The following is a 22,636-nucleotide window of genomic DNA, read 5'->3' on the forward strand; positions in this document are numbered from 1 at the left end:
GACGTCAGACTCCAGCTTGGGAGTCGCCTGCGTCAGAGCCTCGGCTCTGCCGGTCGTTGGCCTGGTCCCGGGCCGCGGACGAGCGACGGAAGAAGACGGCAGGTCTCCTGGCTTGCGGGTCACTAGGCCTCGCCCTCGCCTTCCCAGGAGTCCCGTCGGGCTTCCCAGTGGCGTCCTGCCGGGCCGAGGCTGGCAGGATCGGACGCGGCCCTCGCCGCTCACAGTTGCGGGCACAGCCGGGGAGTCTCACCCCGGTTCCCTCTTGGCCCCCGTCAGGGGGACCGCCTTCACGCCCCGCGTATTGCTACCGTTCCGGGGGCGAGGCAAGGTCCGCGGCCATGCGTGCTTCCCTTGCGTTCACCCTGGCCCTCTGCGTCTGCGCCGCCGCGACGGCCCCGGCGGCTCAGCCGCTCGGCGGAGATCATTCGATCTTGAAGGAAATCGTCGCCGAGGTGTCGCCGCAGCGGCAGCGCGCGGATATCGAGCGGCTGGTGTCGTTCGGGACCCGGCACACGGGCTCGGAAACCCGGTCCGATCGCCGGGGCATTGGCGCGGCGCGGCGCTGGATCGCGGCCGAGTTCGCTTCGATCTCGAAGGATTGCGGCGGACGCCTCCGCGTCGAGACCCTGTCGCGCACCATGACCGCCGAGCGCCTGGCGGGGCCCACCGAGGTGGTGAACGTGCTGGGCGTCCTGCCGGGAACGAGCGACCCCGACCGGGTGATCGTGATCTCTGGCCACTACGACAGCCGCGCCACCGATGCGAAAGACTTCACCTCGGATGCGCCCGGCGCCAACGACGACGGCTCAGGCACGTCGGCCGTCATCGAGGCGGCGCGGGTCCTCTGCCGGCATCGTTTTCCGGCCACGCTGGTCTTCGCGGCGCTGGCCGGCGAGGAGCAGGGCCTGCTGGGCGGACGCATCCTCGCCGAGCACGCGGTCGAACGCGGCTGGTTCGTGGAGGCCAACCTCAACAACGACATCATCGGCAACACCGAGGGCCTGTCCGGGGTCCGCGACAACACCCACGTGCGCGTCTTCTCGGAAGGCACGCGCTCCACCGAGACGGCCGCGCAGGCCGACCGCCGCCGCTACAACGGTGGCGAGGTGGACAGCCCCTCGCGGAACCTGGCGCGCTTCATGGACGTCGTCGCCGACCGCTATCTCACCAACCTCGACGTGGTGATGGTCTACCGCACCGACCGCTACGGCCGGGGCGGCGACCAGGTGGAGATGCTGCGCGCGGGCTTCCCGGCCGTCCGCGTGACCGAGGCGGTGGAGAACTACACCCGCCAGCACCAGAACCTGCGCACCGAGAACGGGATCCGGTACGGCGACACGATCGACGGCGTGGACTTCGCCTACCTGGCCCAGGTGACGCGCCTGAATGTGGCGTCCATGGCGGCCCTCGCCCTGGCGCCCCGTCCGCCCTCGGGCGTGGAGATCTCGGGCGCGGTCAGCGCCGACACGACGGTCAGGTGGACGCCGGCGCCCGACGCGGCGGCCTACCGGGTCTGGTGGCGCGCCACCACCGACCCGCAGTGGCGCTTCTCCCGCGTGGTCCCGCCCACGGGCCAGACGGTGCTGAAGGCCGTCAACATCGACGACTGGTTCTTCGGCGTCAGCGCCATCGGCCCCGACGGCCACGAGAGCCCGGTGGTGTTTCCGGGCGCCGCCGGCGCGTTCGACCGCGCCGGGGCCCCTCCCGTCCCGAAGTGACGGCGGCGACCTACGCCAGGCTGGCCTTGTAGAGCTTCAGAAGCTCGGCCCACGCCTTCTCGGCCTGCGCCTCGTTGTAGACCTGGCTGCCCTTGACGCACCAGCCGTGGGCCGCCGGGTAGACCTCCACCGTGGCCGACTTCTTCGCCTCGGCGAAGGCCGCCTTCAGGATGTCCTTCGAGTCGGGCTGCTGCTTGTCGTCGTTCTCGGCCACGGCCACGAGGTAGCTGGCGTTGGTCTTGGGAATCAGCAGGTGCGGGCTGTCGGGAGACTTGGTGGTGAGGCCGCCACCGTGGAAGCTGCCCACGGCCGCGATGCGCCCGGGCACGGCCGCCGCGGTCCGGAACGAGAGCGGGCCCCCCATGCAGTAGCCCTGCACGCCGGCCTTCCTGCGCTTGTTGGTCTGCGGCTGCGCGTCGAGGAAGGCCAGGTAGGCCTTGGCGTCCCCGTCGACCCCGGCGTTGGTCATGGCCTGCCGATAGCCCATCACCCGGGCCCGGTCGGTGGGATTGGCGAAGTTGAACCCTTCGCCGGCCACCACGCCCTTCACGGACCGGTAGAAGGGGTTCGGAACCAGGACGACATAGCCCTCGGCCGCGAGCCGTCGGCCCATCTCGCGGAACGTCGGGCGCAGGCCGGCGATGTCGGTCCAGATCAGGACCGCCGGCCATGTCCCCTTGCCCGACGGATGGAACAGGACGGCGTCGGCGGTCCCGTCGGCGGTCTTCACCTCGACGTCCTTTTCCACCACCTTCGCCTGCGCGCGCGCGGCGCTGGCCGCCGCCGCGGCGCCCGCGGCCGTCATCAGGCCGAACGTCCGGCGCGACACGGTGGGATCGTGGATCAGGCCGACGTGGATATCGTCGTCACACATGGAGACCTCCCTGGCTTCGTCCTTGGCCGCCAAGCGTCACGGCGATTGTTGCGGCGGGATTTCGCCGCGAGGGAACCACAGCTCCACGGCGAATGCACGGGACTCGCGCTACAGCCCGGCCCATGAGCTCCCCCGAACGGATCGCCCGCGCCGATCGCATCGCGCCCTACGTGGAGGTGCAGCTGCGCCTCGCGAACCGGATGGCCGAACTCACCGGCGCGCCGCTCGGCGAGACCGCCCTGACCCATACGAACCTGCATCGCCGCCTGGGCCTGGGCCTCTGGCGCGAAGGCCCGCCCGCCGCGGGTTGGGCGCCCTACGCCGAGGCGCTCGAGGCGGCGCCTGACCTTGCCGCGCAGCTGGCGCTGACCCGCGAGGCCTTCATCGCCGCGTCCGACGAGGTCCTGCCGCATCCCGGGCAGAGCGGCTTCGGCAGCTTCGCCCACGATCCCGCGACCGACGACGGCGTGGTCCGCATCCACTTCCACAACCTGGACACGGACGACGACGGCGGGCCCCTCGTCGCCGCGAAGGTCCCGCGGCGGCGGGCCGAACTGCGCGCGCTGGTCGCGAACGTGCGGCGGGTCCATCCGCAGGCCACGCAGATCCGCGGCGGATCCTGGCTCTACAACCTCGAGGCCTACCGGCGCCTTTTCCCGCCGGACTACGTCGCCTCGCGCGCGCCGCATGCCCCGCCCATCGGGCTGCGCGGCACGGCGACCTGGGGTCAGGTGATCGACAGCCGGGAACGCATCCGACCGGACGTCCGCGACGCCGTGGTGGCGAGCCTGCCCGCGATGGACCCCGAGGCGCCCTGGGAGGTCTTCCCCTACCGCATGCTCGCCGTCTCCGCGCCTATCGAGAGCTTCGTGCGGTTCTACGGCCTGTAGCGCCGGCGGCGTCTCAGCGGATGGCGATCGGGTTGATCACCACCTGCACGGTGCCGACGAAACGCGGCTGGCCCAGGACGAACAGGAACTCGCCCACCCCGTCCGCCGCCAGCGGCGCGGTGTTGATGTTCTCCAGCACGTGGACGCCCTTCTTGGCCAGGAGCGTCTGGTGGACGACCCACTGCCGGTCCGGATCGGCGAAGGGGATGTGCTCCAGCGCCACCGTGTCCGCGCCGATCGCGACGACGCCCTGGTCGGCCAGCCAGACCGCCGCCTCCTCGCCGATGCCAGGCTCGGTCGCCAGGAAGCGGGCCTTGTCGGTCTCCATCACCTTCATCCAGCCGGTGTGGAAGAGCACCACGTCGCCCTTGCCGATGGTGAGCTTCTGCGCCTTCAGCGCCGCCTGCACGTCGGCGCGGGTGATCACCTGGCCTCCGTCCAGCATCGGCTTTCCGAAGTGGCGCGTCATGTCGATGAGCACGCCGCGGGTCACGATCGGGGGGACGTCGGCCAGGTCCAGCCGGCTGAAGCCCTTCGGCGTGCGCAGGTCCTCGCCCTTCAGGCCGTTGTAGTACCGGTTGTCGATGCCCAGGTGGCCGAAGCCGTCCATCTGGGTGCCGATCCCCATGCTGGTTGTCACCTTCTCGTCGTGGGCGGTCACCTTGTTGGGCCCGATCGGGGGCTGGCCGGGCGGCGGGGTCTGGATGATCTCGGCGCTGTACTTCCGGTCGCCGTAGGCCGGGCTGTCCGGGCCTGTGGGCACGCCCAGGGCGTACACCTTGCCGGTGCGGACGAGCGCCGCCGCCCGCTTCACGCCCTCGGCCGACAGGTTGTTCACCGCGCCCCGCAGGTCGTCCTTGCCGTACGGCGAGGGGTGCCAGGCGTCCTGCGCCTGCGCCGCGCCCGCCGCCGCCAGCCAGACGGCCGCCGCCGCCCACCATTTCGCACCCATGACGTCACTCCCTTGTGTTTCCGGGGAGCGTGTCACGGCGGGACGAAGTCCGCTACGGGCCCGGCGACGCCGGCGCGTTCTCGGCCGCCGAGGCGGCGCGCCGGCGACCGCGCGCCGCGTGCCGCGGATCGATCCGGCGAAGTTCCGCGAAGGTCATGTGCGGATGGGTGCGCGCCAGTTCCCGCAGCCGCGTGACCGCGATGGGCGCATAGGCCAGGGCGACGCCGGCCGCGTCGCCCGCCAGGTCGTGCAGCGACATCTGCCGCCCGACCATCTGCTGGGCGACCTCGCTCGCCACGCCGGCCCCGAGCATCAGAAGGGCCACCTCGTTCGCCCGGCTTCGCGGCAGGCCGCCGATGGCCGCCACGGTCAGCCCATAGAACAGCAGCGCGTGCGCCACGGTGTCCGGGAACGGCAGGTTCAGGTCGGAGTACTTGAACGGACCGGCCAGCGCGGCCACGCCGGCCGCCGCGGCCAGCAGGCTCGCGGCGCGAAAGGCGCGCATGAGAAGGTGGGGCGTGAGGCGCATGCGTTCTGCTCGGCCGGGATCGGCCGCGACCATGCGCACGCCAGGGTGAAGGCGGGTTGAAGAGGCGTGGTTTAGGAAGTCCTGCCGGCCGCGTCCCGGCCCAGCGCCCTCGTGGCCCCGATCGCGATCAGGGCCTGCCCGGCGAAGTAGAGGCCCCAGACGGCGAGGCCCAGGGGGAACGTGTCGAGGGCGGGCCGGCCCGTGCGCAGGAAGATCAGCAGGTCGGACACGGCGAACATGATGGCGCCCGCCCCCACCAGCGTCCGGGGAAACCGGCTGAGCCAGGCGGCGGCGGCCATGGCGGACAATCCGGCCGCATAGAGGGCGATGAGGCCCGCGCCCTCCCGCTGTGGCGGCAGCAGATAGGCGATCACCGGCACCCCCACGAACAGGGCCAGCGCGACGGCCCAGTCCCCGGCCGCCGCAGGGCGGCGGTTGCGCAGGTAGAGGACGATGGCCGTGACGTGGCCGGCCAGGAAGGCGAGCGCGCCAGTGACCAGCCCGTGGGTCTCGAGCAGCACGTCGCCCAGGGCGCCGAACGCCAGCACCGCCGCCAGCAGCCAGCCGTCGAGGCCTCGCGCCATCGTCGCCGCATAGACCGCCAGCAGCGCGACGCCCGCCCCCTTCCAGGTGACGGAAGCGGCCGCGGGCAACGGCAGGAACCAGGACGCGACGTAGGTCGTCCCGGCCAGGATCGCCGCCGCGAGCAGGATCCGCCGCGGGTTCATTCGAAGCCCTTCAGCTCGCACCACACGTCCACCGGGTCCCGGCTGGCGCGCAGCGTGTTGATCGGGGCCGCATCGTCCCGGTAGCCCAGCGCCATGCCCGAGAAGAGCATGTGATCCTCGGGCAGTCCGACGGCCTTGGCCACCGTCTGGGGGTAGCGGGCCCAGTACTCCTGGGCGCAGGTGTCCAGCCCGCGCTCGAGCGCCAGAAGCATGACGTTCTGCATGTACATGCCCAGGTCCGCCCACTGGGGCGGGCCCAGCTTGCGGTCCAGGCAGAAGAACAGGCCCACGGGCGCGCCGAACAGCTCGCCGTTCTTCGCGAGCTGCCGCAGGCGGGCCGGCTTGTCCTCGCGCGGGATCCCGATGGCCGCGTACAGGTCCTCGCCGTTCTGGAACCGCCGGGTCCGGAAGGGGTCCCAGAGGTTGGGCGGATAGACGTCGTACTCCGGGGTCTCGCCGAAGGGGTTCGCGGCGACCGCGGCCTTGAGCCCGGCCAGGGCGTCGCCGGCCAGCGCGTAGACCCGCCAGGGCTGCAGGTTGCCGCCCGAGGGCGCGCGGGCGGCCCGCTCCAGGATCTCGGCCACCACCGCGCCCGGCACGGGATCGGGCTTGAAGGCCCGGATGGAAATCCGCCGCTCGATCGCTTCTGAAACCTGCATGCCGCCCTCGTTCCTGGCCGTTAGCGGGCCGTTGACCGACTCTGTCAGAATGGCGCCTACCATCAGCACCCTAGGTGAAGGCAAGCGGCGTGGCGAAGAGCGGCAAGGGCGGCTTCGGGGCTTTCGTGAAGGCGGTGGTCGTCGCCGGCCTCATGATCTTCGTGATCGGACCCATCGCGGTGGTGGCCATCTACCGCTTCGTGCCCCCGCCGATCACCTTCCTGATGGTGCAGCGCGTGTTCGAAGGCCACGGCCTGGAACGCAAGTGGGTCCCGCTGGAGAGGATCTCGCCGAGCCTGGTGCGCGCCGTCATCGCGGCCGAGGATGCGCGGTTCTGCGAGCACAAGGGCTTCGACCTCGAGGCCATCGAGAAGGCCATGGCCGCCAACGCCGCCGGCAAGAAGCTGCGCGGCGGGTCCACCATCTCGCAGCAGACGGCCAAGAACATCTTCCTCTGGCCGGGCCGCGACTGGGTCCGCAAGGGGCTCGAAGCCTGGTTCACGGTCCTGATCGAGATCGGCTGGGGCAAGGAGCGGATCATGGAGGTCTATCTGAACTCCATCGAGTGGGGTCCGGGCGTCTACGGCGCCGAGATGGCGGCCCGGAAGAACTTCAACGTCCCCGCCTCGAAGCTGACCGTCCAGCAGTCGGCGCGGCTCGCCGCCATCGTGCCGAAGCCCCTGTCCTGGAAGGCCGCCAAGCCCGGGCCCTACATGAAGCGCCGGGCCGGCAGCATCAACCGCAACGCCCGCGCCGTTCGCCGCGAGGGCCTGACGAGCTGCGTCCTCTAGGGCGCGTTCCGAAAGCCGAGAACGGGCGAGGCTCTAGGCCGGCGTCACCGCGACCCAGGCGGCCACCGCCAGCAGGCCGACCGCGAACAGCCGCTCCACGCGCCGCCGCGCGCCGGGCCATGCCGTGAGCGCGCGGCCTGCGCCCGCGCCGGCCATGACGATCGAGGCGTGCACGGCGGCGCTGAACCCCAGGTGGATGAGGCCGAGCTGAAGCGCCTGGGCCCTCGGGTCGCCGAGCTCCGGACGGATGAACCCCGGCAGCAGCACGAGATAGAGGATCGCCGCCTTGGGATTCAGCACGTTGTTGACGAGGCCGCGGACGAACAGCCGCTTCTCGGACGTCGCGACCGCAAGGGGCGCGCCCGCGGTGCGCCAGGCCTCGACCGCGAGCCACGCCAGATAGGCCACGCCGGCCCACCGCAGCGTCTCCAGGATCCACGGCCAGCGCAGGGCTTCCGCGAGGCCCGCCAGCGTCACCGCCAGGTAGACGGCGAGCCCGAGCGTGACGCCGGCCACGGTCACCAGTCCGGCGGCCCGGCCCGAGCGGCTGGCCACCAGGAAGAGGTAGGCCATGTTCGGGCCGGGGGTCAGCTCGATGAGCGCCACCGCGAGGAGGAACGGCGCCAGTTGCGCGATCGACAGCACCGGCGCGCGTTGCGGATCAGGCGGCCTTCTTCCGGCCGATCTTCAGCAGACTGACCAGAGCCGCCGCAGCCGTCAGCGCCGCGGCCGCCGTGGCGACCGGATGGGCCTTCGCCTCGGCCACGGCCTTGTCCGCCAGGTACTTCGCCTCCGGCGGCGCCTTGTCGGCGACCTTCTGCGCGGCGTCGCGCAGGGCCTGCGAGGCCTGGGCCAGCGCCTGCTCGGCGTCGTCGCTCAGGTTCTCGGCTGCGCGGCGCAGCATCTTCGAAACGTCATCGAGCGTGTCTTCGAGATCGCGCTGGACCTGCTTGGTCAAGGATCTGGGCATGGGTGACTCCTAGGGGGGGTGAGTACGCCTCATCCTGCAGGCGCGGCGGGCGGCTTGCCTTGACCGACATCAACCCCTTCCGCCGGGCCCAGCGCCTGCGACAGGGCCTCGAGCAGGGCTTCGCGCGCGGCGTCGTCCGGCAGCGTCTCCAGGCGGGCGTTGAGGTCGAGCAGCAGGCGCGAACGGGCGTTGTGCCAGTCCGGGCGCGCGGCGGCGCCGGGCAGGATGCGCGCCTCGGCGCCTGCGAGCGGCGACGCCGGGGCCGCCGGGGCCAGGGCGAAGCGCTCGTCGAGCGCCGGGATCACCAGCCGTTCGGGGGCGAAACCCTCCGCCACCAGCTTCGTCCGAAGCCCTTCCAGCGCGTCCGGCTCGCCGTGCGCCAGGAACACCGAGCCGCCGATCGGCCGGCGCGCCTTGGCCCAGGCGGCGAGAGCCCCCTGGTCGGCATGACCCGAGTAGATGTCGAGAGAACGGACACGGGCGCGGACGGCGATGTCCTCGCCCTGGATCCGGACCGAGTTCGCGCCCTCGGCCAGGATGCGGCCCAGGGTGCCGGCGGCCTGGTACCCGGGCAGGAGGACGGTCGCGTCGCGCCGCCACAGCAGGCGCTTCAGGTGCTTGCGCACGCGCCCCGCCTCGCACATGCCGCTCGCAGCCAGGATGACGTGCCAGCCGCTCATCCGCTCGAGCCGATCGCTCTCCCCGGGCTCGCGGAGGAACATCAGCCGGCCGCTCTGGCGCAGGTCCTCGAAGGGATTGCGGTCCATCGACGCGCTCCAGCCGCGCCGCCGGAACACCTCCGTCGCCTCGATCGCCAAGGGAGAATCCAGGAAGATGTCCACGTCCGGGACCTCGCCCTCGCGGATCAGGATCTGCAGGTCCGCCAGCAGCTCCTGCGACCGCTCGACGGCGAAGGCCGGGATCAGCAGCGGTCCCCCGGCCTCCCGCGCGGCGCGCAGTTCCCGGGCGAGCAGCCGCCGGCGCGACGCGGGATCCATCGACGCCCTCGGTCGGCCGCCGTAGGTGGACTCGATCACCAGGTGGTCGACGCCGGCGGGGCCCTCCGGGTCGGGAAGGAAGTCCCGCCCGCCAGGGCCGAGATCGCCCGAGAAGAGGATCGTCACCGGGCCCTCGCCGCCGTCGACGCGGACCTCGATGGAGGCCGAGCCCAGCATGTGGCCCGCCTCCCAGTAGCGCGCCGTCACCCCAGGGGCGACCGCCACCTCGCGGCCGAGCTTCACCGGGTGGAAAAGCTCCAGGGTCCGCCGCGCGTCCTGCACGGTGTAGATGGGCTCGACGGGGTCGCGGCCCCGGCGCTGGTTGCGGCGGTTGAGCTGCCGCACCTCGCTTTCCTGGATGTCGCCGGCGTCGGGCAGCATGACCTCGCACAGGTCGCGGGCCCCCGCGGTCGCGTGGATGGCGCCCTTGAAGCCGGCGCGCATCAGCTTGGGCAGGAGGCCGGAGTGGTCGATGTGGGCGTGCGTCAGCAGCACCGCGTCGATCTCGCCCGCCCGAAACGGAAAGGGCTCGTAGTTGAGCGCCTTCAGGGTCTTGGGGCCCTGGAACATGCCGCAGTCCACGAGCACGCTGGCCCGGGGCGTGGTGAGGCGGGCGCAGAAGCCGGTGACGCAGCCCGCCGCCCCGTGGAAGGTGAGATTGACGGGCACTGAGCTCAGGCGCTCTCGGCGCGCCAGGCGTGCGCGCGGGCCTCGCGCAGGATCTGCCGCATGGCGTCGGCGTCCTCATGGACCCGGGCGTGCGGGTCGGTCACCTCGACCCGGGCGGCCACGCCGGCCGGCAGCGCCTTCCGCAGCGCTCCGAGCGCGTGGGGCGGCCCCATCAGCGCCAGATGGTCGAAGTCGCCCCGGCCGCCGGCGACCATCAGGCGGGTCGCCACGCGCCGCAGGAACCGGGCCTCGGCCGCATGCGCGAGGTTGCGGTCTCCAGCCGCGCTGCGGCCGGCGCCGGCCCGCGAGTGCACGGTCGCGCGCTGGAGGCCGCCGGCGCCGCGCTCCTCCTCGGTGGCCGACATGCGCAGCTCCCGGATCTCGCGCAGCGGACCCGATCTCGCCGGCTCGACGAAGAACCGCGCCTGCCGCGCATCGAACGCCACGACCCAGGTCGTTCTGGCCGGATCCATGCTCGCCTCCTCGCTTGGCTGACACACCGTGGCGAGCATCCTTCCTCCGGCGCCGTGACCCAGATCAAAGCACAGGGGCGACAGCCTCCGTACTGCTACTTAGGGGACGCTCCTCAATATGAGGCCACGCTCGCAGCCGATAGCAATTCGCCATCGGATTGGAGCCTCCCATGACCCTGGCCTACGACATGAACGACCCCCGTGGCGCCCGGCCTGCCAGCGCGCTGACGGACGCCTTCGAGCGCCTGGGCAAGCGGGTCAGCTTCGATCGCGAGACCGAGATCTACGCCCAGGACGAGGAAGCCGACATGCTGTACCGGGTGGTCAGCGGCGTCGTCCGCACGACCCGGGTCACCCTCGACGGCCGCCGCCAGGTCGGCGACTTCTACTACGCCGGCGACCTGTTCGGCCTGGAGGTCGGCCCCGACCACCGTTTCGCCGCCGAAGCCCTGACCGACTGCGAGATCACCGTCGTCCGCCGCGCCGCGATGCGCGCCTTCGCCGGCGACGCCGAGCTGGACCGCGCGATCCTGGAGGCGACCCGCCTCGAGATGGAGCGCCTGCAGGACCACGTGGTCATGCTGGGCCGCAAGAGCGCCCGCGAGCGGGTCGCCAGCTTCCTGATGTCGATCGCCCAGCGCCAGGACGAGGGCCAGGTCGAGCTCCCCATGGGTCGCCAGGACATGGCCGATTATCTCGGCCTCACCATCGAGACGGTGTCGCGCATGCTGACGCAGCTCCAGGGCGAGGCCATCGTGGAATTCCCCTCGACGCGCCGCTTCCAGGTCCGGAAGTGGACCGCGCTCGAGGCGCTCGCCGCCTGAGCCAGGCGCCTGAGCGGCCGCAGGCGTTCACCGGCCGCGCCGTCGTTGGAGCCCCCCCATGCAGACGACCAAGGAACGGACCACCCCCGCCGTCGCCCAGTCGGACGTCTACCCGACGATCCTGGTGCACGCCGAGCCCGGACTCGCGTCCTCGCACCGCGTCGAGGCGGCCGCCCGCCTCGCCCGTGACCTGGACGCCCGCCTGATCGGCCTGGGCGCCGAGACCTTCGACCCCAGCCTGACCGCCGGCCCCTTCATGGGCTACGAGGCCGGGCAATGGGTCGGTCTCGTCCAGGAGGAGATCGAGAAGAGCATCGCCAACGCCGAGAAGGCCTTCTCGCGCGACTCCGCCGGCGCGAAGGTCGAATGGCGTTCGATGCAGGACTATCCCCACCGCGCGCTCCTGATGCTGGCGCGCGCCGCCGACCTCATCGTCATGAGCCCGGCGTCGAAGGCCGGCCGGCAGCGCAACGCCGACCCCGCCGACGTGGTGATGAGCGCCGGACGCCCGGTGCTGATCGTCCCGGAAGGGCGCCAGCACCTGCGCGCCAAGTCGGTGGTCGTGGCCTGGAAGGACACCCGCGAGTGCCGGCGCGCCATCGCCGACGCCCTGCCCTTCCTGAAGCGCGCCGAGGACGTGATCGTGTACGCGGTCGTGAAGCCCGAAGAGGTGGACGCCGCCGCGTTCGAGGTGGACGACGTCATCGTCAACCTCAAGGCCCACCGGGTGAACGCGCGCCCCCTGGTCAACGCGGTCCCGCAGGACGGCGTCACCAACGCCATCGAGCGTGTGGCCCAGCACAGCGGCGCGGACCTGGTGGTCTGCGGCGCCTACGGACACGCCCGCGCCCGCGAATGGGCCTTCGGCGGCGTGACCGAGGACCTGATCCACGCGCCGAAGTACTTCGTCCTGATGAGCCACTAGGCCGGGCCGATGTTGCGTTCCATCCTCATCGTCGCCGGCCTGGCCCTCGCGGGCTGCGCCGGCGGCGCGCCGCCGCTGGCCTCGACGCCGGCGCTCCCGAAGCTGGACGCCGAGCAGCAGCGCGGTCACGAGATCGCGGTGCGCCGGTGCGGCGGATGCCACACCGTGGGGCTGGACGACGGCGGCGCCCAGGAAGGGCCGGCGTTCTACCGGCTGGCCCGGCGCTACAACGCCATCTCGCTCGAGCGGCGGTTCGCCGAGGTGTCGGCCCACGGCTTCGACCGAATGCCGCCCGTCTCCTTCACCCGGGACGAGGCCGCCGCGCTCATCGCCTACTTCGAGACGCTCCAGGGCAATTGAGCCCCACCGGAGGCGCGCATGTCCTACGCCGATCTGTTCTTCGCCGCCCTGACGTATCCTGACGCGACGCCCGACCGGGCCATCCGCGGCGGGGTCGCGCTGGCCCGCCGCTTCGGCGGCGCGCTCACGTTCCTCAGCGTGAAGATCGACCTGCCCCAGCTCCACCACCCGCTGGCCAACGCCCTGCTCGACCTGGACCGGGTCTCCGCGCTCGAGGAGGCGCGCAGCGCCGCGACGGCCCAGCTCGCCGCCACCTGCGCCCGCATCGCCGCCGAGATGGCGGACACCCCGCTGCACGTCGAGACGGCCTGCGCCAAGCTGTATGAGGAGGCGGACGTGATCGCCGCGGCGGCGCGGACGCGGGACCTGACGATGGTCCCGATCGGGCCGGCGGTGCTCGCCGACCAGCAGCTGGCGGAGGCCCTGCTGTTCGGGTCGGGACGGCCGGTCGTCGTGTTCCCCGACGCCGCCGAGATCGCGCCGGCCGACCGCTTCGGACGGATCGCGATCGCCTGGGACGGCGGCGCAGCCGCCGCGCGGGCCCTCGCCGACGCCCTGCCGGCCCTCAGGCGCGCCGGCGAGGTGCGCATCTTCACGGCGCTCGGGGAGAAGCCGCAGGCCGTGCATGGCGCGGCCGCCGCCCTGGCGAGCCACCTCGAGCGCCACGGGATCACGACCGTCATCGACGAGCGGCTCGCCCACGACGAGTCCATCGGCCAGCGCCTTGCGCGCTATGTGGACGAGACGGCGCCCGAACTGCTGGTGATGGGCGGGTACGGCCATGCGCGTCTGCGCGAGTTCGTCCTGGGCGGGGCGACCCGCGCGGTGCTTGAGGCGCCGCCCTGCCCCGTGATGCTGTCGCATTGACGACGCGTCCGCCCCTGCGCGCGGCCGCCACGCGCGTGATCGCCACGCCGTTGCAGGTGGCGGCCCTGGTGGTGGCGGGGCTGCTCGTCTGGCGTCTAGCCGACGTGCTGCTGCTGGCCTTCGGCGCCGTGCTGGTCGCGGTCCTGCTGCACGCCCTGGCGGACCCCCTGATCCGGCGCCGCGTTCCCCGCCCGCTGGCCCTGGGCGCGGCGGTCGCCGGACTGACGGCCGCGGTCGCCGCCATGGCGTGGCTGTTCGGCCAGCAGCTGTCGATCCAGGTCGCCACCTTGGGCGAACTGCTGCCGCGGGCCTGGGAGGCGCTCCAGGCGAGGCTCTCGACCTCGGTGGTCGGAAGCTGGATCCTCGACGACCTCCGGCGGTTCCCGCACGCCGACGGGCTCATCGTGGACACCGCCTCCGAGTTCCTCCGCGGATCGGCGACCGCGGCCGCGGCAACGGTCATCGTCATGTTCTGCGGGCTCTACATCGCGTTCCATCCCGGCACCTATCTGGGCGGTCTGCTCCGCCTGCTGCCGCTGCCGCGCCGGGGCCGCGCGGCCGAGGTGCTGGCGGCCTGCGGCGGCGCCCTGAACCGCTGGCTCCTGGGCCAGCTCGCGTCGATGGCGGTCGTGGCGGCCACGGTCACGGCCGGCCTTTGGTGGGCCGGCGTGCCGTCCCCCCTGGCGCTCGGCGTCCTGGCGGGCGCCGCCCAGTTCGTGCCGGTGATCGGCCCCTGGGCCGCGACGGCGCCCGGACTCGTCCTCGCCGCCGCCCAGGGACCCGACACCCTGGCGCTGGCCGCGGTCGTCTATCTCGGCGCGTCGCAGTTCGAGGCCAATGTGCTGACCCCGCTGCTGCTGCGCCAGATGGTCGAGCTCCCGATGGGCGTCACGCTGTTCGCGGTGCTGGCCATGGGCGTGCTGTTCGGACCGCTGGGCGTGCTGCTGGCGACGCCGCTCGCGGTCGTGGCCTATGTCCTGGTGCGCCATCTCTACGTGGAGGACCTGCTGCAGGACCGGGCGACGCCCGGCGGGACGGCGGAGCCTTCGCCGTGAGGCCGGCCGCCGCGCGCGAAAGCCCCTGATGGCCGCTTGCCACGTTCCGACTTGTTGCCTAGGCGAAGCCGCATGAACGCGGCGAGTGAACCGCGCGCCGATGTGACCGGGCGCTGGAACCGGGCGGCCGGTTACGTGGCCGCGGCGGTCGCCGTTGCGGCGGCCGTCGGCGTGCGCCTGCTGCTGGATCCGATCCTGCAGGACGACCTCTCGTTCCTGCTTTTCGTGCCGCCGCTGCTGGTCGGCGCGGCCATCGGCGGGATGGGTCCGGCGCTGCTCGCCGGCGGGCTCTCGCTGGCCCTCGGAGTCGGCATCGCGGGATTCCCGAACGCGGACGAGCCGGACGGCCTCGTGCGCATGCTGATCTTCGCCGCCCTCACCCTGGCGGTCGGCGGGTTCGGCTCGCGGATGATCCACAGCCGCCGCGCGGTCCAGCGCTACGTCGACGACCTGCAGGCCCGCGAGGCGCACCTGCAGTCGATCCTCGACACCGTGCCCGACGCCATGATCGTCATCGACGACCACGGGCAGATCGTGTCGTTCTCGAGCGCGGCCGAGCGTCAGTTCGGCTGGACCTCGGCCGAGGTGATCGGGAAGAACGTCAGCATGCTCATGCCCGACCCCTACCGGTCGGCGCACGACAGCTACGTCGACCGCTACAAGCAGACTGGCGAGCGGCGGATCATCGGCATCGGGCGGGTGGTCGTGGGCGAGCGGAAGGACGGCTCCACCTTCCCGCTGGAGCTCGCGGTCGGGGAGATGCGCTCGGGCGACCGGCGCTACTTCACCGGCTTCCTGCGCGACCTCACCGAGCGGCAGGCGGCCGAGCGGCGCCTCCAGGACCTGCAGGGCGAACTGGTGCACGTCTCGCGGCTGACGGCCCTCGGCGAGATGGCCTCGGCGCTGGCGCACGAGCTCAACCAGCCCCTGACCGCGGCCACCAATTTCATGAAGGGCTGCCTGGTGCTCATCAAGCGCAAGCCGCTGGACGAGGCCCGGCTCGAGCAGATGATCTCCCAGGGCGCCGACCAGGCGCTGCGCGCGGGGCAGATCATCCGCCGCCTGCGCGACTTCGTGGCCAAGGGCGAGGCCGAGCGGCGCATCGAGAGCCTGCCGAAGCTGCTCGAAGAAGCCGGCGCGCTGGCGATGGTGGGCGCCCGGGAGCGCAGCATCCGACTGCGCTACGACATCGAGCGCAGCGTCAACCTGGTCCTCGCCGACAAGGTCCAGATCCAGCAGGTGGCGCTCAACCTCATCCGAAACGCCATCGAGGCGATGGAGGAATCGCCGCAGAAGGACCTCGTCGTCGGCGCGAGGCCGGCGCCCGAGGACATGGTCGAAGTGTGGGTCAGCGATACCGGCCACGGGATCAGCGCCGAGGCGGCCGAGCAGCTCTTCCAGCCCTTCATGACCACGAAGAGCCACGGCATGGGCATCGGTCTTTCCATTTCGCGTACGATCATCGAAGCTCACGGCGGTCGGATCTGGGTCGAGCCCAACCCGGCGGGCGGGGCCATCTTCCGGTTCACGCTTCGCGGCGTCAGTCCCGAGGAGCTTCTCGACCATGAGTGACGCGGTCGTACACCTGATCGACGACGACGAGGCGATCCGGGTCTCCCTTGGGTTCCTGCTGGAGATGAACGACCTCCCGTCGCAGACCTATGCGTCGGCCGGCGAGTTCCTGGAGGTGGCCGGGACCCTCGAGCGCGGCTGCATCGTCACCGACGTCCGCATGCCCGAGATGAACGGCCTGGAGCTGGTCAAGCGGCTGAAGGAAATGAACGTCGCCCTTCCGGTCATCATGATCACCGGCCATGGCGACGTGCCGATGGCGGTCGAGGCCATGCGGGCGGGCGTGGTCGACTTCATCGAGAAGCCGTTCGAGGACGAGACGCTGCTCAGGTCGATCCAGTCGGCGCTGAACCTGGGCGCGGAGACCGGCGCGCAGGCCCAGGAGCGGAAGCACTTCGAGGAGATGCTCGCCACGCTGTCCGGCCGCGAGAAGGACGTCCTGCGGGGCGTCATCGCGGGGAAGATGAACAAGGTCATCGCCTACGAGCTGGGCATCAGCCCGCGCACGGTCGAGGTCTATCGGGCGAACGTCATGAGCAAGACCAAGGCGAGCGGGCTCTCCGAGCTCGTGCGGATCGCCCTGCTTGCGGGCTTTTCGTGACGTTTGCTTAAGATCAAGGCCCCCGCTGCGGCGTCCGCTTAGGCTCGGTTCCATGGATCAGAGCCTCAGCCGTCCGCTGATCGTCGTCGTCGATGACGACCTCGCCGTCCGGCGCTCGCTGGAGTTCGCCCTCGACCTCGAGGGTTTCGCCGTCGAGACCTACGAATCCGGCGAGGCTCTGCTGCTGCGCAACGCCGGCCAGACGCCGGCCTGCCTGGTGCTCGACGAGCGGCTGCCCGGGGTGTCCGGGCTCGGGGCCCTGCGCCAGCTTCGCGCGCGCCACGCCGAGACGCCGGCGATCCTGATCACCAGCCACCCGGGGCCGCGCCTGCGCGAAGCCGCGGCCAGCGAAGGCGTGCCGATCCTCGAGAAGCCCCTGCTGAGCGAGACGCTGGTGGCGGCCATCCAGGCGGTGGCCGAGGTTCCCCACGACCTCCGCTGAGCCGCCGGGCCGCCGGCCTTCCTACAGCGTCCTGGAATGGCGCTCCGCCTGCGGGACCAGATAGGCGTCGAACGCGGCGCACACCGACCTCACGACCAGCCGGCCGTTGCCCACGATCCGCACCTCTGCGCCATGGATCTCGGCCAGCCCGTCCTGCACGAACGGCTCCAGGGCGGCCATCGCACCGCGCAGTGCCTCGATGGACCGTCCGTGACGGACGCAGACGTCGGCGAGATCCACGGCCAGGTCGCACATGAGGCGCTCGATGATCTCGGCGCGGAAGCGATCCTCGGCCGTCAGCGCCACGCCCCGGGCGACCGGAAGGCGACCCGACTGGACCGCCGCCCGCCAGCCCAGCTCCTGGGCTACGTTCTGGACGTAGCCCTGCGGCAGCCGGCCGATCGCCGAGGCTCCGAGGCCCAGCAGGGTCGTCGCGGCGTCGGTGGTGTAGCCCTGGAAATTGCGATGCAGCCGGCCCTCCCGCTGCGCGACGGCGAGTTCGTCCGTCGGCAGGGCGAAGTGGTCGAGCCCGATCCGGACGTACCCCTCGGACACGAAGCGGTCCGCGGCCGCCTCGGACTGCTCCACGCGCGCCGCCGCCGACGGCAGCGCCGCTTCGTCGATCAGCTGCTGGTGGGCCTTCATCCACGGCACGTGGGCGTAGCCGAAGAGCGCGACGCGCTCGGGCCGAAGCCGCACCACCGCATCCACCGTGGCCAGCGTGTTGGCGGTGGTCTGGTGCGGCAGGCCGTACATCAGGTCCAGGTTCACCGAGTGGACGCCGACCTCGCGCAGCCATCCGACGGCCGCCTCGATCTCCTCGAAGGTCTCCCGGCGGTTCACCGCGGCCTGCACCTCGGGGTCCAGGTTCTGCACGCCCAGGCTGGCGCGCCGCAGACCCTGGCGGCCGGCGGCCTGCACCCAGACGCGGGTGAGCACGGCCGGATCGAGTTCGGCGGCGATCTCGAGGCCGGGCTCCGCATCGAAGGCGCCGCGCAGGCCGGACATCACCGCTTCGAGCTCGTCCGCGGTCAGCATGTTGGGCGTCCCGCCGCCGAGGTGCACGGCGTTCATCGTCAGCCGGCCGGGCGCGGCGGCGGCGAGCAGCTCCGTTTCCTTGAGCAGCAGCTCGACGTATTCGCCGATCGGCTTGCGCCGGGTCACGGCCCGGGTGTTGCAGCCGCAGTACCAGCACAGCCGGCTGCAGAACGGCACATGGACATAGACCGACACCGGCTCGTCCGCCGGCAGCGCCGCCAGCCACTGACGGTAAGCCGCCTCGTCCACGGACGGCGTGAACTGCAGGGCGGTCGGATAGCTGGTGTACCGCGGCGCCCGGCCATCATAGCGGGCGACGAGCCCCGCAAGGTCGCGGGCGCGGTCGGGAAACGCGATCAGGGTCATGCGCGCACCATCGCCGATGGGCGGCGCGGCGCCCTGATCCAGATCAAGCCGCCGGGCGGTCCTCGGGATCGGGGACCAGGATCCGCGCCGCGTCGCCCGCCGGATCCTCGTACTGGCCGTCGCGCAGCGTCCACCAGAACGCCGCCAGGGCCATGAGCCCCAGGCCAAGCGAGAACGGCGCGAGGAAGATCACGATGTTCATCGGCGGGCTCCCGTGCGCAGCGCGTTCAGGGTCACGACCAGCGACGAGCCCGACATGGCGATCGCCGCGACGAAGGGGTTCACCAGGCCCAACATCGCCGCCGGCGCGGCGATCAGGTTGTAAAGGGCCGCGAGGCCGAAGTTCTCGAGCGCCCGGGCGCGGGCGCTGCGCGCCACGTCTATGGCGTCGACGATGGGCCCCAGGTCGTCCCCGGAGAAGACCAGGTCGGCGGCGTTCTGGCTGGCCTCGAGCGCCGAGCCGGGGGCCATGGCGGCGTGCGCCTTGGCGAGCGCGCCCGCGTCGTTGAGGCCGTCGCCGACCATGAGCACCTTGCGCCCCTGCGCGGCCAGGGCGTCGACCACTGCCGCCTTGTCCTGCGGCGTGCAGGCCGCGGACCAGTCGGCGACCCCGGCGGCCGCGGCGGCGCGGCTCACGGGGGCCTCGACGTCGCCGGAGAGGATCTGCACCGAAAGGCCCCGCGCGTGCAGCGCGGCGACCACGTCGGCGGCGTCGGACCGCAGGGTGTCGGCGAACGCGAACCGGAACCGCGTGTCGCCGTCGTAGCCGAACCACAGCTCGGTCTCGGAGCCGTGGCTCTCGACGCCGAGGAAGGCGGCCTTGCCCAGCCGGCACCGGCGTCCGTCCACCACGCCCTCGACGCCCTGGCCCGAGATCTCCCGGACGTCCTCGGCGAGGGGGCCGTCGCCCGCTTCCTCGGCCAGGGCGCGGGCCAGCGGGTGGCGCGAGGCGCGCGCCAGCGGGGCCGCCATCACGAGCGCCGCATGCGCCGTCGGCTTCAGCCGCGGCCGGCCGAGCGTCAGCACCCCGGTCTTGTCGAACACCACGTGATCCACCTCGGCGAGGCGCTCCAGCGCGGCGCCGGACTTCACGAGCACGCCTCGGCGGAACAGCCGCGCCGATGCGGTGATCTGCACCGCGGGCGCCGCCAGGCCCAGCGCACACGGGCAGGTCACGATCAGAACCGCCACCGCGCGGATCAGCGCTTCCCGCGCGTCGAGCCCAAGACCCCAGCCGCCGACGAAGGTCATCAGGGCGACCGTGTGGACGACCGGCACGTAGATGGCCGCCGCGCGGTCGGCGAGGCGCACGTAGCGCGACTTCGACTGGGCGCCGAGTTCGACGAGGCGCGCGATCGCCGCCAGGGCCGAATCCTCGGACCGCGCCACCGCCCGCACGCGCAGGGTCCCCGAGAGATTCAGCGCGCCGGCCCGGCAGAGCTGGCCGGCGGCCACGGCGACGGGCGCGGTCTCGCCGGTGAGCAGGCTGTTGTCGAGTTCCGAAGACCCCGTGGCGATCTCGGCGTCCACGGGCAGGCGCTCGCCCGGCCGGACGAGCAGGATGTCGCCGATGCGCACCTGGCCGACCGGCACGGCCGTCAGGGCGTCGGCCGCCCCGACCAGCGTCGCCGTCGGGGCCTGCAGCGCCAGCAGGTCGGCGGCCGCGCTGGACGCCCGGGCGCGCAGCCGGTGCTCGAGCCAGCGGCCGATGAGCAGCAGGAACAGCAGCGAGACGGCGGCGTCGAAGTAGACGTCGCGGCCGCGCAGCACGGTCTCGGAGAAGCTGATGGCCAGCGTCAGGAGCACGCCGATGGAGATCGGCACGTCCATGTTCGCCCGCCGCGCCCTGAGCGACCGCCAGGCCGAGCGGAAGAACGGCATGCCGGCGTAGAGGGCGCAGGGCGCGCCGACGATCCCGGAGAACCACATCATGAGCGTCCGCGACGCCGGGCCGAGTTCCTGCCCGAACAGCCCCGCCCAGATCGGCACCGAGAACATCATGGTGTTCATCACGCCGAACCCGGCCACGGCCATGGCGAGGATCAGGGCGCGACCCTCGCGGTCATACGCGGCGCGCGCCTGTTCCGGGTCGAACGGGGTCGAGGGGTAGCCCAGGCGCTCCAGCGCTTCGACGACCGCCGCCGGGTCGCCGGCTCCCGGCCGGAACGCGACGGTCAGCCGCTTCTGGCTGAGGTTGACCCGGGCCCCCGTGACCCCGGGAAGCGCCTGGACGGCGCGCTCGACCTTGCCCATGCAGCCGGCGCAGCGGACGTCGGGCACCAGCAGGTCGAGGCTCGAGCCCCCGCCGGCTCCGGGTTTGAGGAAGGCGCCGAAGTCGCGGGGGACGTCCGAGATCAGCGCCACGTCAGCCTCCGCTCGGCGGTGAACGGCCGCCCGTCGGGCGTGCGCGCGTCGACGGTGAGGTCCCAGGCGCCCGTCAGGATGCCGCCCTTGGCCACGTAGCGGCCGGGGGCCGCCTCGGCGAAGGCCAGGGCGATGCGGCCCGCCTCGGTCGCGGGACGCTCCAGCCGGCCGGTGATGGAGAGGCCCCGCACGGGCTCGCCCTGGGCGTCGCGGAACTCGACGGCCACCGCGCCGGGCAGCGCCTCGGCGGCGGCCTGCCAGCCGAGCTTCTCTTGCGCCTCGAGCTGGGCGATGCGCCGGTTGTAGATCAGCCCGTCCTCGTAGGGCGTCACCGAGACCTGCCCCGGGAAGGTGCGGATCGCCATCACCATGAAGGCGGCGTCGACGCTCGCGACGGCGACGAAGAAGGCCGTAACGCCGGCCGCGACGTGCCAGCCGCGGATCGTGAAGCTCGGACGGGACGTTGCGGCGCGGCTCATGGCGCTTCGGCTCCGGTGAGGAAGGTGGTGGCGGCCTTCACGTCGCCCTTGGGTCCGCCGATGGTGAAGGCGGCCGGCAGGCTCTTGGCGGTCAGGGACTCGGCCGGCGCGCTCACGAAGACCCGCACGGCGCGCACCTCGTTGGGCGGCACCACGGTGCGCACGACGCCCTCGGGCTCGCCGGGGCTCGAGAGCCGGGCGCCCGGCACGCCCGCGAAGGACACGGCGACGGGCCGCGGCTCGAACGTGCGGTTGGCGATCTTCAGGGTGTAGCCGTTGCGCACCGAGCCGTCGTGCAGCCGCACGAAGGTCGGGTTGCGGTCGCGCAGGGCGTGCAGGGTCATGGGCGCCCGGTTCACCAGGCCCCAGAGAACGATGCCGGACACCAACGTGAGAGCGACCGTGTAGTAGATCGTCCGCGGGCGGACGAACCGGTACGTGGGCGCCGTCTTGCAGCTCCGCGCGGCGACGGCGGAATCCGAGTCGTAGGCGATCAGCGCGCGCGGGCGGCCGACCTTGTCCATGATCTCGTCGCAGGCGTCGATGCAGAGGCCGCAGTTGATGCATTCCAGCTGCGGGCCGTTGCGGATGTCGATCCCCATCGGGCACGCGACGACGCAGGCGTTGCAGTCGATGCAGTCGCCCCGGCCGGTCCAGTCGGCGCCCTTCTTGTGCGCCCCGCGCGGCTCGCCGCGATCGTAGCGGTAGGTCACCTGCAGCGAATGCTCGTCGAGCATCGCGCCCTGGATGCGCGGCCACGGGCACATGTAGGTGCAGACCTGCTCGCGCATGTGGCCGGCGAAGATGTAGGTCGTCGCGGTCAGCAGGCCGCACGAGATGTAGGACTGGATCGGCGCGCGTCCGGTCCAGAACTCGACCAGCAGCGTCGGGGCGTCGCGGAAGTAGAAGATCCAGGCGCCGCCCGTGCCGAAGGCCACGCCCAGCCACACGAGATGCTTGCCGCCCTTGCGCCACAACTTGTCGAAGGACCACGGCGCCGCGGCCAGGCGCATCCGCGCGTTCCGGTCGCCCTCGAACAGCCGCTCGACGTAGATGTACAGGTCGGTCCAGACGGTCTGCGGGCAGGCGTAGCCGCACCAAAGGCGCCCGAACAGCGCCGTCACCAGGAACAGCGAGAGGGCCGCGATCACCAGCAGGCCGGTGATGAAGTACACCTCCTGCGGCCAGAGCTGGATCCCGAAGAAGTAGAAGCGGCGGCCGAAGAAGTCGACGAGCACCGCCTGGTCCGGCAGCGCGCCGGGACGCTCCCAGCGGATCCAGGGCGTGACGTAGTAGACCGTCAGCGTCAGGATCATCAGCGCCCACTTCAGCCGCCGCCACTGACCGTGCACCAGCTTCGGGTAGATCGGCTGGCGGGGCTTGTAGAGGCTGCCCTTGGCGTCGCCCTTGGCCCGTGCGCGCTCGGCTGCGGACACGGGTCCGCCCGCAGGCTGGCCGCCGGCGCCGCCGGCGGCCCGCTTGTCGATGACGA

The 22,636-nt window shown here is 72.2% G+C and carries 25 protein-coding genes and 1 riboswitch; of the genes, 11 read left to right on the forward strand and 14 right to left on the reverse strand.

What is annotated here, in order from left to right:
• Positions 1-79: 79 nt before the first annotated feature.
• A riboswitch (cobalamin riboswitch) is annotated at positions 80-301 on the reverse strand.
• Positions 302-338: 37 nt separating this feature from the next.
• Positions 339-1,718, forward strand: coding sequence for a M28 family metallopeptidase (locus JNK30_RS05885; RefSeq protein WP_293481068.1), 1,380 nt, complete (start codon positions 339-341; stop codon positions 1,716-1,718).
• 10 nt (positions 1,719-1,728) lie between these two features.
• Here JNK30_RS05885 and JNK30_RS05890 read toward each other — a convergent pair whose 3' ends face one another.
• Positions 1,729-2,592, reverse strand: coding sequence for a dienelactone hydrolase family protein (locus JNK30_RS05890; protein WP_293481070.1), 864 nt, complete (start codon positions 2,590-2,592; stop codon positions 1,729-1,731).
• A gap of 122 nt (positions 2,593-2,714) precedes the next feature.
• Here JNK30_RS05890 and JNK30_RS05895 point away from each other — a divergent pair, with 122 nt between their 5' ends.
• Positions 2,715-3,482, forward strand: a complete 768-nt coding sequence (locus tag JNK30_RS05895) for a hypothetical protein (RefSeq protein ID WP_293481072.1) — start codon at positions 2,715-2,717, stop codon at positions 3,480-3,482.
• A 13-nt stretch (positions 3,483-3,495) separates the two neighbouring features.
• Here JNK30_RS05895 and JNK30_RS05900 read toward each other — a convergent pair whose 3' ends face one another.
• The 4 genes from JNK30_RS05900 to JNK30_RS05915 form a co-directional block, all read right to left on the reverse strand.
• Positions 3,496-4,434, reverse strand: a complete 939-nt coding sequence (locus tag JNK30_RS05900; RefSeq protein ID WP_293481074.1) for a cyclase family protein — start codon at positions 4,432-4,434, stop codon at positions 3,496-3,498.
• A 52-nt stretch (positions 4,435-4,486) separates the two neighbouring features.
• Entirely contained in the window at positions 4,487-4,963 is a 477-nt protein-coding gene (locus JNK30_RS05905; RefSeq protein WP_293481076.1) for a hypothetical protein, read from the reverse strand.
• A 71-nt stretch (positions 4,964-5,034) separates the two neighbouring features.
• The gene (locus tag JNK30_RS05910) at positions 5,035-5,691 is read right to left on the reverse strand and encodes a lysoplasmalogenase family protein (RefSeq protein ID WP_293481078.1); all 657 of its coding nucleotides are present in this window, start codon (positions 5,689-5,691) and stop codon (positions 5,035-5,037) included.
• The gene (locus JNK30_RS05915) at positions 5,688-6,350 is read right to left on the reverse strand and encodes a nitroreductase (protein ID WP_293481080.1); all 663 of its coding nucleotides are present in this window, start codon (positions 6,348-6,350) and stop codon (positions 5,688-5,690) included. The genes JNK30_RS05910 and JNK30_RS05915 overlap by 4 nt, the downstream gene beginning before the upstream one ends.
• An 89-nt stretch (positions 6,351-6,439) precedes the next feature.
• On the opposite strand from JNK30_RS05915, the gene mtgA reads away from it, so the two are divergent.
• A complete protein-coding gene (gene mtgA, locus JNK30_RS05920; protein WP_293481082.1) occupies positions 6,440-7,141 on the forward strand; it encodes a monofunctional biosynthetic peptidoglycan transglycosylase in 702 nt (233 codons plus the stop codon).
• A 33-nt stretch (positions 7,142-7,174) separates the two neighbouring features.
• Here mtgA and JNK30_RS05925 read toward each other — a convergent pair whose 3' ends face one another.
• Genes JNK30_RS05925 through JNK30_RS05940 form a run of 4 tightly spaced genes read right to left on the reverse strand, consistent with a single transcriptional unit; the run spans position 7,175 to position 10,251 of the window.
• Positions 7,175-7,786, reverse strand: coding sequence for a LysE family translocator (locus JNK30_RS05925; RefSeq protein WP_293481084.1), 612 nt, complete (start codon positions 7,784-7,786; stop codon positions 7,175-7,177).
• Between the two features lie 16 nt (positions 7,787-7,802).
• Positions 7,803-8,111 (reverse strand): hypothetical protein, encoded by a 309-nt coding sequence (locus JNK30_RS05930; protein WP_293481085.1) that lies wholly within the window; start codon positions 8,109-8,111, stop codon positions 7,803-7,805.
• A gap of 29 nt (positions 8,112-8,140) precedes the next feature.
• Complete coding sequence (locus JNK30_RS05935; RefSeq protein WP_293481086.1) at positions 8,141-9,778, reverse strand: MBL fold metallo-hydrolase; 1,638 nt, start codon at positions 9,776-9,778, stop codon at positions 8,141-8,143.
• 5 nt (positions 9,779-9,783) lie between these two features.
• A complete protein-coding gene (locus tag JNK30_RS05940) occupies positions 9,784-10,251 on the reverse strand; it encodes a host attachment protein (RefSeq protein ID WP_293481088.1) in 468 nt (155 codons plus the stop codon).
• Positions 10,252-10,421: 170 nt separating this feature from the next.
• Between JNK30_RS05940 and JNK30_RS05945 the strand changes: the two genes are divergently transcribed.
• The 8 genes from JNK30_RS05945 to JNK30_RS05980 all read left to right on the forward strand — a co-directional run bounded on the left by JNK30_RS05945 (position 10,422) and on the right by JNK30_RS05980 (position 16,897).
• The gene (locus JNK30_RS05945) at positions 10,422-11,075 is read left to right on the forward strand and encodes a helix-turn-helix domain-containing protein (RefSeq protein ID WP_293481090.1); all 654 of its coding nucleotides are present in this window, start codon (positions 10,422-10,424) and stop codon (positions 11,073-11,075) included.
• Positions 11,076-11,133: 58 nt separating this feature from the next.
• Positions 11,134-12,000, forward strand: coding sequence for a universal stress protein (locus tag JNK30_RS05950; RefSeq protein ID WP_293481092.1), 867 nt, complete (start codon positions 11,134-11,136; stop codon positions 11,998-12,000).
• Between the two features lie 9 nt (positions 12,001-12,009).
• Positions 12,010-12,360, forward strand: coding sequence for a c-type cytochrome (locus tag JNK30_RS05955; RefSeq protein ID WP_293481094.1), 351 nt, complete (start codon positions 12,010-12,012; stop codon positions 12,358-12,360).
• 18 nt (positions 12,361-12,378) lie between these two features.
• On the forward strand, positions 12,379-13,227 hold the full coding sequence (locus JNK30_RS05960; RefSeq protein WP_293481096.1) for a universal stress protein: 849 nt from the start codon (positions 12,379-12,381) through the stop codon (positions 13,225-13,227).
• Positions 13,224-14,282 (forward strand): AI-2E family transporter, encoded by a 1,059-nt coding sequence (locus JNK30_RS05965; protein WP_293481098.1) that lies wholly within the window; start codon positions 13,224-13,226, stop codon positions 14,280-14,282. The genes JNK30_RS05960 and JNK30_RS05965 overlap by 4 nt, the downstream gene beginning before the upstream one ends.
• Before the next feature lie 72 nt (positions 14,283-14,354).
• Positions 14,355-15,854 (forward strand): PAS domain-containing sensor histidine kinase, encoded by a 1,500-nt coding sequence (locus JNK30_RS05970; protein ID WP_293481100.1) that lies wholly within the window; start codon positions 14,355-14,357, stop codon positions 15,852-15,854.
• Positions 15,847-16,455 carry a response regulator FixJ gene (gene fixJ / locus JNK30_RS05975; RefSeq protein ID WP_293481102.1) on the forward strand — a complete coding sequence of 203 codons (609 nt, stop codon included), beginning with the start codon at positions 15,847-15,849 and terminating at the stop codon, positions 16,453-16,455. Before JNK30_RS05970 ends, fixJ begins: the two co-directional genes overlap by 8 nt.
• A 52-nt stretch (positions 16,456-16,507) precedes the next feature.
• Entirely contained in the window at positions 16,508-16,897 is a 390-nt protein-coding gene (locus tag JNK30_RS05980; protein ID WP_293481104.1) for a response regulator, read from the forward strand.
• 21 nt (positions 16,898-16,918) lie between these two features.
• Here JNK30_RS05980 and hemN read toward each other — a convergent pair whose 3' ends face one another.
• Genes hemN through ccoG form a run of 5 tightly spaced genes read right to left on the reverse strand, consistent with a single transcriptional unit; the run spans position 16,919 to position 22,631 of the window.
• Positions 16,919-18,301 (reverse strand): oxygen-independent coproporphyrinogen III oxidase, encoded by a 1,383-nt coding sequence (hemN, locus tag JNK30_RS05985; protein ID WP_293481106.1) that lies wholly within the window; start codon positions 18,299-18,301, stop codon positions 16,919-16,921.
• Positions 18,302-18,344: 43 nt separating this feature from the next.
• A complete protein-coding gene (ccoS, locus tag JNK30_RS05990) occupies positions 18,345-18,503 on the reverse strand; it encodes a cbb3-type cytochrome oxidase assembly protein CcoS (RefSeq protein ID WP_293481108.1) in 159 nt (52 codons plus the stop codon).
• On the reverse strand, positions 18,500-20,665 hold the full coding sequence (locus tag JNK30_RS05995) for a heavy metal translocating P-type ATPase (RefSeq protein WP_293481110.1): 2,166 nt from the start codon (positions 20,663-20,665) through the stop codon (positions 18,500-18,502). Before JNK30_RS05995 ends, ccoS begins: the two co-directional genes overlap by 4 nt.
• The gene (locus JNK30_RS06000; RefSeq protein WP_293481112.1) at positions 20,656-21,144 is read right to left on the reverse strand and encodes a FixH family protein; all 489 of its coding nucleotides are present in this window, start codon (positions 21,142-21,144) and stop codon (positions 20,656-20,658) included. Before JNK30_RS06000 ends, JNK30_RS05995 begins: the two co-directional genes overlap by 10 nt.
• Entirely contained in the window at positions 21,141-22,631 is a 1,491-nt protein-coding gene (ccoG, locus tag JNK30_RS06005) for a cytochrome c oxidase accessory protein CcoG (protein ID WP_293481176.1), read from the reverse strand. The genes JNK30_RS06000 and ccoG overlap by 4 nt, the downstream gene beginning before the upstream one ends.
• Positions 22,632-22,636: the final 5 nt, after the last annotated feature.

Source organism: Phenylobacterium sp. (assembly GCF_016793225.1).
Lineage (GTDB): Bacteria > Pseudomonadota > Alphaproteobacteria > Caulobacterales > Caulobacteraceae > Phenylobacterium.